Raw genomic sequence first — 15,617 nt, forward strand, 5'->3', positions numbered from 1 at the left:
CTATAAATTATACTTATATGTCTTTTGGACTTCAATTTGGTAAAGGGGAAACAAATGGAAATACAGATGTGTCTAATCCTTTTGGGAGCGCATCTATCTTATCTACGGGTAAACAAGAAGACAGCACTAACACTCCAGATGGAGGTCAATCAGAGCAAACTAACCAAGTTGAGTTATCGGATGACGCAGTTCTTAGCTATATAAATCAAAAGGTTGGAAAAGAGTTCAAACAATTTGACGATATCTTTCAGGTTAAAGAAAAGGAAATTGAAAAGATCGTAGAAAAAACGGTTAATCCTTATGAGGGGGTAATGGATCAAAATGATATAAATTATTTTGAATTCAAAAAGAATACAGGAAGATCAAGAGATGAATATGATTTTATTCAGAAAGACTTAGACGCTATTTCTGATTTTGATTGGGTTAAGAAAAAACTTCAAAAAATTGACCCAAATAGTAAAATTAGCAATGAAGATGTTAACCAATATTTAGAACATAAGTTAAATATTGACTTAACAGACGAAGATAAAAGTCAGTACAACGCTTTAGAAATAAAATCCTTTGTAAAGGATATAATAGAAGAATCAAAAAAATTACAAGAAGAATATAAAAAACCTACTCAAAATTATAATCCTAATCAGCAAAAAGAGGAATTTGTAACTCTTGAAAACGGTCAGAGAATGTTAAAGTCTCAATACGATACTTTAATGGATGATCGTAAAAAATACATTGAATCAATGAAGCAAGGTGTGAGCAGTGCTGCATCATTAGCGGTTGAATCAATTATTGAAAATGACGGAGAAAAAACACCTCTAAACTTTACCTATGAATTTACGGATGATGACAGGCATAGTATGCTGTCAGATGCTTCAGACGTTGATTCTTTTATTCAAAAGAATTTCATGGGGGAAGATGGTTTGAACCATAAAGAATTGGCAACCTTTATTCACAAAGGAATCAATTTTGATAAATATATGGGGATGGCAATGAAACAAGTTAGAGCTAAAACTATTGAGGAATTCATAGCGAAATCCAATAATGAGAACTTCACACGCAAAGAAATCAAAAAAAATAACAAGAAAACAGGTTATGGAAGTTTTACGGAAAGAAATAATAGTGGGTTTGGAGTTAAATATTAATTTAAAATTTTAAAAATGGCTTTTGAGTTAAAACAAAATACAGTAACGGGACAATCGTCTTTAATATCTCCTTCAGGGCAATTAGCAACATCGGCTAATTTTATTGACCCTTATTCTTATGGAATGGTTTATGCACCAGACCAAATGAGAGAAATCCACTTACAACGAGGAAAGGGAAAGCTACTCCCTTTTTGTTCTATGATGGGTAGTTTGCTCACATTTGCTTCAGATCAAGTACAACACGCAGAGTTAGGTGATTTACATCAATCGCTTCGTGATGTTTCGTTTAACCCAACAAACGGTACATTTACTACTACGACAAAACACAATTTACGTGTAGGCGAAATTGTTATGATTTCTGACGGAACAATGGAAAGGCAAGCTGTGGTTGACCAAATTACTTCCGATACTACTTTCATAGGAAAGAATAAACAAGCAGGAAGCTTTGGTTTAAATGGAAGCTTAACTATTTCTAAGTTCTCAAACAGTTGGGGTAAAGGGGAAGGTAATTTTACAAAAGGAAGAAAAGACACCCCTGAGTTTAAGTATAATTATCCACAAATAATTAAAGATTTTTACGACACCCCCGAATCGGATATGGCGCATAATATATGGGTAGAAACACCCGGTTATGCAGGTGGAGAAGGGTGGTTTAATCCCGAGTTTCAGCGTACCATTGACTCTTACGATAACTTAATTGAATTAACACATCTTTTACATAGACGTTCAGATGATGATTCTGAAGCTACCGCCGCTGGTTATGCTAAAGGAATGAAAAGTATTGTTCAGCAAGTTGAAGAAGGTGGAAATATAGGAAACAGTACTGTGGAAGATATAGAAGAACTTTCTGATATTGCTTTTAGGATTAAGCAACAAGGAGGGGCAACTTCTTACTCATGGTGGCACGATCATAAACAAAGTGCCGCTTTTAGAAGAATGCTTGCATCAGTTAATGCCAATTATTTAAATGGTGGAAATTATGGAATGTTTAACAACAGTAAAGAAACTGCTCTAGAACTTGGATTTAAGGAGGTCTATATAGATGGTGTTACTTTCCATTCTTCAGAACTAACAACCTTAGATGAACCAGAATTATTGGGGTCTCAAAAGTTTAGAAATACGAGTGTTCAATCATTAATGATTCCGTTGGGAGAAGCAAATGTTTTGGAAAATGGAAACCACTATTCAAGACCTCGTTTAACGATTAGATACCGTCAAAAAAATGGTATTAATAGATACCGTAAGACAAAGATTTTTGGAGGTCCTTATGGAACAGAACATAAGGTAGATACTATGGAAATGCACATTGAAACTGAAATGACGAATCAGGTTATTGGGGCAAATCAATTCTTTGTATTCAGAAGAGGAACAGGGGTTTATACTGGAAATTAAATTTAATAAGGCAGTTGTTATGGCTGCCTTTAACAAAGTATTATCATGGGAGAGATTATATATAGATTAAAAGAATTTAAACAAGCAAAAAGTTTTCAAGTTCCGCTAAGGGGATTAACTCTTGAGAAATTTGTTGAAGATTTTAATAGGTTGAAGTCTTTAGGGCAACGCAGAGTTAAGTATGTACCAGGAGCCAATTCAATTTATGAGGAAGATCTAAAAGGAGATTATAAAGCGATTCCTTCTATTTGGTTTGAAAATGGAGAGTTAAGAGTACCCGAATCAGATATACTACTTAATGAAATTTTACAAAAGCATCCTTGGTATGGCAAGTATTATTATATATGGTCAGAAGAGGCAGAGGTTAATCAAAAATTAGCAGAGCATAAAAAGAGAGATGAAGTTCTAACCATCATAAACGAGACTTCAGACGATCAAAGAAAAGCAATTGCTTTGGCTGTTTTTGGAATTAATGCTATTCAGTGGACAGATAGTAAGGCTGAGCTTGAGCTACGTGAATATGCGAGGTTGAAACCTTTTGAATTGAAAAAAGTTTTAGAATCCAAAGATTATGAGAGTAAGTATTTAGCGGCCTTAGCGTTTAACAAGAAAATTGTGAAAAACAATTTAGGAAGTACCGCTGTAGTTTGGAATGATACTGAAGGTGGCGAAATATTACCTTTAGCTCGTGGAGAAAATGGCTTAGTTAAATTAGGTGATTTTCTTTCTAAAAACACAGAAGACAGCTTGTTGGTTTTAAATGCGCTTAATCAAAAAATTGACAACGTAGTTATCTCAAGCCAAGAAGAAAGTTTAAAGAATAATGAGCTTGAAAGGGAAAATGCTGAGTTAAGAGCAGAATTGGCGAAATTAAATAGTGTCTCTCAAGATCAAAGCGAAATAGGATTACTTAGAGACGAGTATTTTAAGAAGACAGGAAAAAAAGTGCCTAATGCCTTTTTAAATAAGGAAGAATGGATAAGAGAAAAATTAGAAGAGCATAGATAAATTTATATTCCCCTTCATTTATTGGTTGAAAAGGTCCTTGTATATAATGCAAGGGCTTTTTGTATTTGATAAGTATTAGAAAAGAATTAAATTATAATTATATTTGTTTGAAAATAATTAAATGGTTTCTGTTAATTCAATTCATAGGCTAGTAAAGGAATGGTCCAATACAGATAGTGTTGGAAACGCAAAACCAGAAAGCATAGACGGATTTATTAACTCATCAGTTCAAGAGTTATATGAAGAAATGTTTTTTGATGTAAATAGGTCTATAAATAGGCAAAATAGAGGATTAGTTAGTACACTTACTGAGAACACTACTCAAAAAATAAGAGATCGAATTCAACACTATCTTAATAAAGAAAATGCACCATTAATTAAGAATACTATTCAGCTTCCGCTTAATCTAAGATATGTTGATTTAATTTATGTTGGAGCCAATGAAGTTGAGCTATGCAAGGATAAAAGAGCATTTCTGTTAAACAAAGATAATGCAAGCAATAGCTATCCAATAGGATTAAGAGATGGCAACAGCGTACAAATATTTCCAGAACCTAAAAGCTCTGTAGAATTGTTTTATTTGAGAGAACCAAAACTAGCTAAATGGACCTACAGGGAGTTTAACGGTGTAGCACTATTCGACCCTTCGAAAAGTGATTTTTCTGATGTAGATATTCATTCTTCTCAGAAGTATGAATTACTTATAAGAGTCCTTCAAAAGCTAGGGATAAACTTAAAGGATAAAGATATTACCGCAATTGCTCAAAATGAAGAACAGAATATGTTTAATAAAGAAATCGCGAACTAATGAAACTTACTCCATTTCAATATCACAATAAAGAAGATTTACATGGTAGCTATCAATATGTAACATTGCAAAAAGTTGTTCAGCATTTTGAGAGAATCTCTTTGGATGATGACAGCCTTTTAAAACACATAAAACGTTCACAGATTATAGCTTCGATAAAGGCTGGCATATCAGATTTGACCTTGAATAAATTGAACGAAGTAAAACTAATGGAAATTCATGTTCCCGAAAGCTTGAGAATAGCATTGCCACACGATTTTGTTTCGTTGGCTAGACTTAGCGTTTTACTTTATGATCAGCTTAGTGAGTCATACAGATTATTTCCTTTAGACAAAAACAATAACATGCACACGGCCATAGCTTACTTGCAGGACCATAAACATGAAATTTTGTTTGACAAAGATGGATATGTACTAAAGGCTGACGCATATAATGCTCAGAATATACCTTATAAAAAATATGTTTTTCATTGTGGAGGGGACGCAAAACAGTACAGTCGAAATGGAGAATATAGTGTGACAGATAAAGAGATCGTATTTAGTAGTGATTTATATGATAAACCAATTGTTTTGGAATATTTTTCTGATGGATTATCATATGACACCTATGGAGAAGAAGAAATAAAGGTTCATAAAGAAATACTTAATGTTCTCATTGATTGGGTTTATTTTGATTTAATACAATTCAAAAGAAATGTTTCTCAATCAGAAAAAATAAGAGCTTCGAATAAACTAAAGTCTAGCCAGCATCAAGCGAAACTAAAAAGATCAAAGTTTAATTTAATCGAGATTGCTAGAAAGGCAAGAAATTCTAATTTTTAATTATGTCTAGAATATCTAATAATTTTGTTTCAGCACGAATGAATAAGGATGTTGACGAACGTTTATTAAGAAAAGGAGAAATAAGAAACGGTTTAAATATTCGTGTAATAAATAGTGAAGGTAGCGATGTCGGAGCTATTGAAAAAAGTTTAAGTAATAAACAACTAACAAGTTTAGAATTAGGATCAGATATAAAGACTATCGGTGGTGTTTCGGATGAATTCAATGAAAGCCTTTATTGGTTTGTAAAAAGTTCTTTAGGAAGCTTTATTATAGAGTATGATATTATAAATAAAGAAACTCAATTTGTTTTAAAAGACACAAGACTTCAAAATGTATTGAACTTTAAAGAGGAGTATCTTATAACATCATCCAGAATACTTATAGATACTGATAATAATTCTAAGTTCCTTTTGATAACGGACAACTATAACCAACCGTTATTTATAAATATTGAAAGAGCTAAAACTTTTATTGAAAACGGCTTTGATTTGGATGATATTATCTTAATTAAACGGCCCCCCATATTTGGACCTAAAATTTCACTAAAATTAAATTCAAGTCGAGAAAACAATTTAGAAGAAAAGTTTTTAAGGTTTGCTTATCGTTATGTTTACCGTGATGGAGAGTATAGTCCATTATCTCCTTTCAGTAGAGTATGTTTTAGACCAAAAGTGTTTGAATATGATTACTATACTTCTACTAATAAAAGCATGATAAACTCATTTAATGAAGTAGAGATAGAGTTTAATTCAGGGAGCAAGAATGTTAAGGCCATCGAGGTTGTTTTTATTGAATGTGGAAAAAATATTATTTACCTAGTAGATAATTTTAATAAGAAAAACAAAGGATGGAGTGATGATACAGATTATAAAACGTCCTTTTCGAAGAATAAAATAACTAGAAGCCTCCCTGAAGAAGAAATTTATAGATTATTCGACGCTTTACCATTGAAGGCTAAAGCATTGGAGCTAATTAACAATACACTCATTTTTGCGAATTATACCGAGAATTATAATTTGGTTAATCAGAACGGAGAGCAAATTTATATTGACTTAGAATTGGGCCAAAATAATGTTCCTTTTTCTGGTGTAGCTGAAAGTTGTAAAACAAATAGAGATTATGAAGTTGCTATCGCTTATTTAGATAGTTACGGAAGGCAGACAACACCTTTGGTAAGTGAAAACAATACTACTTATATTGAACACTTAAATACCAAAAATAAAAATAGCTTGGTTTTAAAAATAAAAAACAAAGCTCCATATTTTGCTAAATACTATAGAGTCTATATTAAACAGAATAAACTTGGATATCATACCATTGTACCTAATATCTTTTATGAAGAAAATAGTTTTGTATGGGTTAAATTAGAAGGGAATCAAAAGGATGCAGTGGTCGAGGGTCAGTACTTAAATGTGAAATCTGATACAAGAAAAGTATTAGACGATATAATTAAGGTAAAAGTAATTGAAGTAGTAAAAAAGGACAAAAACTTTTTAGATACAACAGGCACAGCAGAGTTTAAGCAATTACCTGGTTTATATATGAAGATTAAACCTGAAAAATTTAGTTTGGACTTAGAGGATTTGAATAGGTATTATTTTAATGGTTTTGAATGGAGTACGAGACCCTATTTTCCCATAAAGAATAATAGAAACGTGATACAGCCTCCAATTTTTTACGGAATTAGTTCTTTAAATGACCTTACTATTTCTGGTGATTATTTTGGAAATTCAGATAAAAGCTTCCATATAAAAATAACTTTTCAGGGGGATGGCAATACCACAAAAGATAAATTTATAGTAGAATATAATAATGAGATTATAGTTGAAGAGCAAGAAATTGAGTCAGATATTGAGGTCCCAGTTGCTGATGGTATTTCTTTGAAATTTGAGAATGAAATAGGGCATGTTTATAATGACGAATGGGTCTTGAGAGCTAAATCATGGAGAACAGCACATGATGATTGGACAGGAAGGTCATTAGCTGTTTATAGGGGGTTAGAAGATGATTGGATTGAAACAGGCTCTATTATTGATATAATCTATGAAGAATACAACAATAAGAATCAAAAACTCTATTTTCATTACATATCGACAACTAGTTATGAAAACTTAGAGGAATGGTTTTATGGAGATAAAATCGATATAGATTTTGCAAAAAAGGGAATCGCATCTAATCGATTTTTTTTTAGAAGAGGAGATGTGGGGACTCATGGTGTAAAAGACCCAGAAAGATATGTTAATATCAGTTCTGATGGAAAAACAGGAACTATGAATTTGTTAATTAAGTCCCTTGGGTATGAGGATGGAGGGAGGGATGATTCAACTCGTATTAGATTCATTATTGAGATTAAGCAATTCAAAAACAGAGTTATTTTCGAGACTGACCCAGTAGAAGAGAACTCTGATGTATTTTACGAGACAGAAAGAACCTATAAAATTGATCAAGGGTTTCACCTTGGTTTTGATGATTCCGATACATCGCAAACTGCAAATAGCCACGTCGTTTTAAACCTTCCTTTTTTTAACTGTTTCTCTTGGGGAAATGGTTTTGAAAGCTATAAAATTAAAGATCAGTTTAACGCAAAAGAAATGTCAATTAAAACTAGACCATCTTCGCCAATAGACGATTATAGGGAGAATATTAAAATATCTGGATTGACATATAGTAAGCCTTACGATCAAAGTTTAAACTACAACGGCTTAAACGAGTTTAATTTATCTACATTGAACTTTAAAGACTTGGATGATAAATATGGAGAGATTCAGACAATAATGGCATATAATACCGATTTAGATGTTTGGCAAGAAGATAAAGTACACCAAGTTCAATATGGTAAGACCACACTCTATAATGAAGATGGGAATTCGAATGTGGCTAAGAGCGATTTATTGCTAGGAAGTGTAAAAGCATATGTAGGAGAGTTCGGAATTAGTAAAAATCCTGAGAGCTTAGTTTCTTTTGGTAATTATAGATATTGGACTGATAGAAAAAGAGGAGTAGTTTTAAGAAAGGGGCAAAGTGGTATTGAGGTAATTTCTAATAAAGGAATGACTAATTGGTTTAGAGATTATTTTAAAAACAGTAATAATTTAAAGAATTTATTGGCTTATGATCCACATTATAACCAATTAACTTTATGTTTAAATAATCAAACACTTACTTTTGATGAAAAGGTAAAAGGGTTTACTTCCTTTCATTCGTTTTTACCAGATTGGGCCTTACGAATGAGTAATAACTTTTATACATTTAAAAATGGTCAGTTATGGGAGCAAAACGCTAAAGGAGCAGGGTATAATAATTTTTACGGTGTTCAATATGAATCAAAAGTAACTACTGTTTTAAATGATTTTTCAAAAACTGATATTATTTATAAAACACTCATACAAGATGCTTATGATAGCTGGTCTGTTAGGTTTAAAACAAACTTATCAAAAGGACATCTAAAATCATCTGAATTTCATAAAAGAGGATCACGTTGGTACACACATTTCTTCAAAGATGAGAGCCTAGAAAACCTATACGGAAGTTCACAAGGTTTTGGTACCGCAATAAAAATCAATAAGAATAAGTTACAATTCCATGAAGTACCACCCAATGTAAGTGTTGGTGATATTCTTTGTTTTATAGATGATGGTAATAAAGTTAATTCTCTTGGAAGAATTTTAGATATAAGCTCTAATACGATTTCTATTGACAATAGCAAGCCGATGAATTTGAATTGGTTTTATTTATCAAAGAAAAATAATCGAATTGAAGGTGGAGATATAAGAGGGTACTTTATTGAAATTGAGTTATCAGATAATTCAAGAGAAGCAAATGAATTATTTTCTGTAAGTACTGAAGTTGTTCCTTCTTACATAAAATAAAAAACACCTAAATAAAAGTGTTATGCGGTAAGTATGTTTTTCAACGTTTAGCATATGAGACGTAGGGCAGTAGACACGTATTTTCGCTTCAGTTTTGCATTTAGCTAAATAAAAATATTTTCCGTTTTAAATGGAAAATTTTATGTTTAGTGGACTTTGTAAATAAGAAAAGACGTTTGAGCTTAGCACCCAAACGCCCTATTATGTGTTTTATATACATTGTCGTAAAACGTTTTCGCGTATACGGTCTCTTATTTCACTTAATTTTTCTTCAATTAGGATTTTCCCATCTTTGAAAACCTCTTTTAATTCTCCTTGTTTTTCTTCTTCCCAACTAACTTGGTCATAGAGTTTATATTCTTCATTTTCCAGTTCTATTTTTAGAAGTCCTTTGGCAGATTTTTTTGTTCCATCATCAGTTATTGGGTCTTTAAAAATCTCACGACCAAGACCTTTAACCTCTCCATATGTTGCTTTCATAGCAAAACCAAAGGTATCTCTAGTATTGTATTGGTATGTGAAAGAACCAATACCTAAAACAACATTGGTAGAAGCAAAACCTTTTTGTTTTAAACGTTCACAAATTTGCGTTGCTCTATCTAATGTAATACTATCACCATAAATAGCTCCAATATGACTATCTAACTCTTTAAAACCTTTTTGATTTGTATTTCCTCCAAATGTTTCCCAGAGTAATTCTATAACACCTTTTTTCTCTTCTATACTTTTCCCATTAGGATTACCACAAATAATATCTACAGGATCACCACTATCTGGTCTAACTACGACTTTTCCATCACGAGCCAATACTTCATTTTTTAGATTTGGTAAATACTCTTTTAAAACTTTCCATAAATCCCAAGTATCAGATACTATTGAAACTATTCCGTTTGGATATACTTCTGTAATTAGACGTTTAAATGTTTCTTGCTCACCAGTATTTGTTCCCATACACATTACAGAGTGTTCCGTAGCTGCAACTGAACCACCAATTAACTCATTGTCTGAATTAGCGTTGTAATATTCTTCAAAAAAATCTATTGTAGGAATTGTATCTGTTCCTGTAAAACTTAAGAGATGTCCTGCTGAACTAATTGTTGCTGCTTCTAAACCAGCCATTCCCCTCATTGAAAAATCGTGACCTTGCCAATCTACAAACTCAGGAATAGATGATGTTTCGTTTGCGTATTTATCTAATATCATTCGATATTGTTTAGCGATAGTTGCCGAATTACAAGGCATCCAAACTGTAGTAGATAACAATGTTTCAAAATAATTAGTTAACCAGAAAAAATCGGGTAAAGTATTATACATTGTAAACATAGGAACTCTAATTGGTACAGAAACCCCTTCTGGCAGTGCTTTAATTACCATAGGAATATATCCTAAATCGTGTAAATCTTCAATATGTTTTATTCCTACTGAATTTTCGCCTAAATAGTTATTGATACGTCTACTATATTTAGTACAAACTACTTCTTTTGGTTGATTAAAGAAATTATTTTGAAAATCTTGAATGATGTATCTTTTTATAAAATATTGTAATCCAAAAAACACAACGCTATCTATACCTTCAATTCTACTTTTTCTTGGTGTCCAATTAGAATAAACTAATGTTGTTTGATTAGGGTACTGTCTTCTGTGGTCTACCTTGTAGCCGTCTGTATATAATAATGGATTCATAGTGTTTTATTTAATAATTTCTAAAATATTAATTTGTTCAAATTTTGTTTCTTTTTCAATTGTTTTAAAAGAATCGGTAGTAAATGTTTTATCAAAATATTTATCTATTTCTTCAAATCCTTTACTAAATATTCCGTGACTAATAGCTAAGTATAATTTTCCTGCATTCTTTTCTTTTAATTCATTTGCAAGGCCTAAAAATGTTCCTCCTCCATCACAAATATCATCTACAATTAAGCAATCTTTTCCTTTTAAATCATCTGAATAGACTTTAAATCCAGATAGTTTACCATTTTTAACATCTCGTGATTTAGAACATTCAACTACCTCATAATCTTTAAGATACTCGGCTACTTTATAAATTTTTTTTAAAGCACCTCCGTCTGGTGATATTAATAATAAGTCCTTTGGTAATTGCTTTGTAACTTTTTCTATGAATTTATAGTTTTCAATTACTTTACAGTTATTTAATAGGGCAGGTGTAACTTCTGAGTGTGGGTCAAATATTGTAACAGAGTTAAAGTTTTGATTGTTTATCAAGTCAGCATATACTTTAACCGAGAGGGCTTCTCCCGTAACCATTAATCTGTCTTGTCTTGCTGCTGGAAAATAAGGTAAAAACAAGTTGATTGTTTTTATACCTATATTTCTTAAGGCATTCACAGATAGAAATAGTATTCCTATATCATTAAATGATTTTACTCGATGACTAATGTTTACTTCTTTTACAGCTTCAAGATTTGACTTGATTTTTATGTGTGGTTCTCCCCCTGAAAATGTGAAGTACTCAAATTCAATTTCTTTTTGATTATCGTAAGGTTTAAAATCTTTGTCTAAGTTTAAAATCATATTGCGTTATTTTTACACAAATCTAAATGTTTTTATTTCCTCTGCAAAATTATTTTGTGTTTTTTTTACGCAAACTTAATTTCGAAATGGAAACCATTACTTTCTAACTCTTTATATTTTTTTTGATTAAATTGAAATAGCTTAGCAGGACGTCCACTTACTGGCTTATATATTTTTTCGGTTTCTTCTAAAAAACCAAAACTTAAAAGTTTTTTTCTGAAGTTTCTCCTGTCAATTTTTCTATTTAGTATTGTTTGATATAGATTTTCTATGTCGGAAAAGGGAAATTCTTTTTTTAATAATTCAAATCCGATAGGTTGGTAGTTGATTTTATTTTGTAATCGGGTTAATCCTGTTAGAAGTATTTTGTTATGGTCAAAAGCTAAGTTAGGTACTTCACTTATACTAAACCACTTTACATCTTTTGCATCTGTATCAGCTTTTATAGTAAAGTTTTTAGGGTTCAATAGTGCTAAATATGATATTGAAATAATCCTATCTCTTTTGTCTCTATCTAAGTTCCCAAACGTATATAATTGCTCCAAATAATTTGCTTTTACTCCTGTTTCCTCTTTCAGTTCTCTAATAACTGCTTGGTCAAGTGTTTCGTTATCTCTTACAAAACCTCCAGGTAAAGCCCATTTATTTTTTTCAATTCCAAATTTTTGTTGAATGAGTAATATTTGTAGTTTGTTCTCTGAATATCCGAATACAACAGCATCTACTGCAACCTTTATATTTTGAGGAATTTTCATTTTGTGTTGAATTTACACAAATGTACGGAAGTTTTTTTCAAAAGCTTGTTAGATATTTCGTAGGATTTTCTCCATATCTTAAATTTTACTGTTTTTGATTGTTTTTACTTTGGTATCTTCCTGCTAAAAAACCGATTACCTTAAAAATCATTATTGTAAAAAATGTTGTTTTCATACTACAGATTTAAAAGCCATCAAAGTCTGGCAATTCGTTCAATTCATCTTGTGTCATTAGCTCCTTAGTTAAAACATCGGTACAAAAAGCATTTGCGCGAAACTTCCCGATAAATGTTTACTTGTATTGCTTTCCACCCATCAAAGGGATCTTGTGTGCAATTTCTTTGATAGCTAATAGCTACAATTAATTAGATATATCCTCAAGGTTAGTAATTGATACTTTTATATCTCGAAGCGTTTTATGTTTGGAATAAAAGTCACAAGTCAATTCTTTCATCATCGCACTAGGATATTTTGAATTAATCAACCTTATTAACCTGTTTATATTTTCATCTGAGATTATAACACACTCATCTTCATTAAAAGAAAAACCTAAATCAATTAAATATTTTAGTTTTCTTTCTTTAGTAATCCTATCAGGTTTAGCATAATAACCTTCGCTAATCATACCAGAAAAAACTATTTCCATATGACCGTTCTGACCATATCCAATTTTAGAAGTATGACCAAAACCAAAAATATTCCACCATTTTTTTACCGATTCTGAAAGGTTTTTCATTTTTTCTCTGGCATCTTCGTTTGACACCTTTTCACCTAATTTTTTTCTCAATTCTCTGTTCTCATCATTTAAAGACCTAATTTCTGAAAGTCTTTTTTCTTTTTCTTTAGCCAGTATGCTATCATAATTAGCTTCCTTTAAAAAATCTATGGTGTAACTTTCAGTTAGAGATAAATGTGTTTCTTTCATTCCTTCCGTTAACTTTCCTTCTTTAAGTTGCTCGAAGCAAGAGGCTAGGTTTAAGTGTATATAACCATATAGTTTTTCTAATTTATTCGCTAAATTTCCGTCTTTATCTACTACCAAAGTAGGATCATCGTTTATTCTGAAATTGATTTTTCTTTCTTCCATTTCGTATCGTTTTTATTACAGGTTAAATGTTTACTTATATTGCTTTCCACCCATCAAAGGGATCTTGTGTGCAATTTCTTTGATAGCTAAATAGCTACAGTTCTTTGAATATTACTGAACCTTCCATGACCCCAAATGAAGATTCTTCTTTAAAAAGATATCGCTCTATCGGTTCACCTTCTCTTCTTTGTCTTGTCAGGTACCACAAATCTTTTCCTTTCCAAGTTGCTTCAATCAGTTTTTGACCTTTTGGCAATTTGACTTCAAATTGTCCCCCAAATGATCTAGATCTTTGTTTTTCTGTACAGGAGGTTAGTGTAGTGACTAAGATTATTGCTAAAATTTTAATTGATTTCATTGTATTTATATTTTATTTACTTGCGGAAATGCTACTGTCTTAAAATTGTTCTATTCTTTCTGTTGGAGGATACCACCAAACAAAGGGTTGGAGCATACCATTTTCATAAGGATCGGTTAAAGTATCTGTATGAAATTGCCATTCCTTATCTTTGAAATGATAGAAGCCGATATTTAAAAAACCATCAGGATTTGATGTAATAACATCAACAGAATAATTTTCATCTGCTTTTGAAACTTGCGGATATTCTGTGTTTTTGTGAAATTTCATAGTTTCTATTTTTACTACACAACTTTTAATATTCGATTTGTTCTTTTCTTCTGTTGTATCTCAACATCTTATTAATTATTTTGACTCTTTCTGTATTGATATCTCCAAAAGGATCATCATCTCCATCTCCTGAACCACCAATACTAATAGCGTTTTCTTCAGCCATTGCAAAAAATGCTTCAAATTCATCTTTTTACATTCTTAAAATTATATCTCTTGACATACTAACTACAATTTAAATTGGTTTTTGCTCTATTACAATTTTCTTAAAATCCTCTTCTCCTAAATAATATTTAAGAACATCATCAAAACTTTGTCTTACTTTATTTGAAGGGGCATTTCTTTTTTTAATTAAGTCTTCAACTGTAATTTTAAAAACTTGCTGATAAGCAATTTTTACGCTGATATCTAAACTGTCTTTTAATTCTTGATGATGCTTTAGTAATTCTAATTCTCTTTTCTTCATTCAGTATTGATTTTGATTTCAATTATTAATTGATTAGATGTTACTTTTCTGAATTGAAGAAAACCTTATAAAACTTCATTTTTTTACTCTCATCGAAACCCCTCTCTAAATATTCTGCGGAAGCATCTGGTGAATCGACATCAATTTTAATTTGAATTTTGGTATCTAATTTGATCTCTGTTTTTAATTTAGATTTCTCCTTTTTAAATACGAGATCAGAAACTTCGAATTTATCTTCTATTTGTAGGTCATTTGATTTTTGGAAATTATCTATATATTCTTTAAACAGATTTTTTTGTTTATCAAGAAGAGTTTGTTCTTGAAAATCCGCAATATCAATACTCTCATTTTCTTTAAAATAATCTACCGTATTTGCTAAGAATTTACTTTGTTCATGCTTTCCGAATTCCAGTTTAATTACTTCTTCTGAAAATTCTTTACATAAGTTTATATAATTGTAAGTGTGTAAGTTTCTATCATTAGCATACTTTACATCTAAGAAATTTTTAATCCAGTATTGAGTATCATAATTATTATTATCTACTGATAAAACCACATTTCCTTCAACATCTGAGGAATTTAAAATAAGGCATCCTTTATCAAGTTTTTTTGATGAAATTCCTTTTTGAACAGCTACATCATAACTCTCTTCATCATCTAAATATGTTTGGAAAAAATCTACCTTACTCTCAATTTTAAACACACCTATAGCTTCAACTAAAACATCTCTATATTCGAGTCCATCAAAATAAGCAACAATTACATCACCCGTTTTTATGTTAGCTGAGTTTGATTGTTCATACAAATGATTTACGATGTTTTTAGAATGTTCAATAAAAGAATCTTCTTCCTTAAAAATCTCTATTGAATACTTATTCATCTTGTTTAGACTATTATCAAATCGATGGTTAAAACGATAGCTTTGTGTAACAGAGCTAAAAGGTTTTAAAAGAAAAGGAAGAAATAATTCATAGCTTTTTTCATCAAATTTTATTAATTGTTCCGAAAGTGAATTTTTTCCTGTATTAAATTTATTAGCGACTTTGTGTACAATACACTTATTTAATTCTGATCTCGTTCTTTTTATCATACTTTTTTATTTTGGTGAT

The 15,617-nt window shown here is 31.0% G+C and carries 15 protein-coding genes; 6 read left to right on the forward strand and 9 right to left on the reverse strand.

Features of this window, described 5'->3' with window-relative positions; all coding sequences use genetic code 11:
- Positions 1-17: 17 nt before the first annotated feature.
- From AC2GW8_RS14710 to AC2GW8_RS14735, 6 genes are all read left to right on the forward strand, one after another.
- Positions 18-1,139 (forward strand): hypothetical protein, encoded by a 1,122-nt coding sequence (locus AC2GW8_RS14710; protein ID WP_440880634.1) that lies wholly within the window; start codon positions 18-20, stop codon positions 1,137-1,139.
- 15 nt (positions 1,140-1,154) lie between these two features.
- Positions 1,155-2,531 carry a hypothetical protein gene (locus AC2GW8_RS14715; protein ID WP_440880635.1) on the forward strand — a complete coding sequence of 459 codons (1,377 nt, stop codon included), beginning with the start codon at positions 1,155-1,157 and terminating at the stop codon, positions 2,529-2,531.
- Positions 2,532-2,576: 45 nt separating this feature from the next.
- Positions 2,577-3,539: a hypothetical protein gene (locus tag AC2GW8_RS14720; RefSeq protein WP_440880636.1), complete on the forward strand. Its 963-nt coding sequence runs from the start codon at positions 2,577-2,579 to the stop codon at positions 3,537-3,539.
- A gap of 121 nt (positions 3,540-3,660) precedes the next feature.
- Entirely contained in the window at positions 3,661-4,347 is a 687-nt protein-coding gene (locus AC2GW8_RS14725; RefSeq protein ID WP_440880637.1) for a hypothetical protein, read from the forward strand.
- Positions 4,347-5,168, forward strand: coding sequence for a hypothetical protein (locus AC2GW8_RS14730; protein ID WP_440880638.1), 822 nt, complete (start codon positions 4,347-4,349; stop codon positions 5,166-5,168). The genes AC2GW8_RS14725 and AC2GW8_RS14730 overlap by 1 nt, the downstream gene beginning before the upstream one ends.
- Before the next feature lie 2 nt (positions 5,169-5,170).
- Positions 5,171-9,040 (forward strand): hypothetical protein, encoded by a 3,870-nt coding sequence (locus AC2GW8_RS14735; RefSeq protein ID WP_440880639.1) that lies wholly within the window; start codon positions 5,171-5,173, stop codon positions 9,038-9,040.
- A 210-nt stretch (positions 9,041-9,250) separates the two neighbouring features.
- On the opposite strand, the gene AC2GW8_RS14740 is transcribed toward AC2GW8_RS14735, so the two are convergent.
- The 9 genes from AC2GW8_RS14740 to AC2GW8_RS14780 form a co-directional block, all read right to left on the reverse strand.
- Positions 9,251-10,723 (reverse strand): nicotinate phosphoribosyltransferase, encoded by a 1,473-nt coding sequence (locus tag AC2GW8_RS14740; protein ID WP_440880640.1) that lies wholly within the window; start codon positions 10,721-10,723, stop codon positions 9,251-9,253.
- 6 nt (positions 10,724-10,729) lie between these two features.
- Entirely contained in the window at positions 10,730-11,572 is an 843-nt protein-coding gene (prs, locus tag AC2GW8_RS14745; RefSeq protein WP_440880641.1) for a ribose-phosphate diphosphokinase, read from the reverse strand.
- 65 nt (positions 11,573-11,637) lie between these two features.
- Complete coding sequence (locus tag AC2GW8_RS14750) at positions 11,638-12,327, reverse strand: NUDIX hydrolase (protein ID WP_440880642.1); 690 nt, start codon at positions 12,325-12,327, stop codon at positions 11,638-11,640.
- Between the two features lie 361 nt (positions 12,328-12,688).
- Complete coding sequence (locus AC2GW8_RS14755) at positions 12,689-13,414, reverse strand: hypothetical protein (protein WP_440880643.1); 726 nt, start codon at positions 13,412-13,414, stop codon at positions 12,689-12,691.
- Positions 13,415-13,508: 94 nt separating this feature from the next.
- Positions 13,509-13,772: a hypothetical protein gene (locus AC2GW8_RS14760; protein WP_440880644.1), complete on the reverse strand. Its 264-nt coding sequence runs from the start codon at positions 13,770-13,772 to the stop codon at positions 13,509-13,511.
- Positions 13,773-13,811: 39 nt separating this feature from the next.
- Positions 13,812-14,042: a hypothetical protein gene (locus AC2GW8_RS14765; protein WP_440880645.1), complete on the reverse strand. Its 231-nt coding sequence runs from the start codon at positions 14,040-14,042 to the stop codon at positions 13,812-13,814.
- A 25-nt stretch (positions 14,043-14,067) separates the two neighbouring features.
- Positions 14,068-14,208, reverse strand: a complete 141-nt coding sequence (locus tag AC2GW8_RS14770; protein WP_440880646.1) for a hypothetical protein — start codon at positions 14,206-14,208, stop codon at positions 14,068-14,070.
- Between the two features lie 69 nt (positions 14,209-14,277).
- Entirely contained in the window at positions 14,278-14,508 is a 231-nt protein-coding gene (locus AC2GW8_RS14775) for a hypothetical protein (protein ID WP_440880647.1), read from the reverse strand.
- A 40-nt stretch (positions 14,509-14,548) separates the two neighbouring features.
- Positions 14,549-15,598 (reverse strand): nucleoid-associated protein, encoded by a 1,050-nt coding sequence (locus tag AC2GW8_RS14780; RefSeq protein ID WP_440880648.1) that lies wholly within the window; start codon positions 15,596-15,598, stop codon positions 14,549-14,551.
- Positions 15,599-15,617 lie beyond the last annotated feature (19 nt).

The organism is Tenacibaculum profundi, from assembly GCF_057162725.1.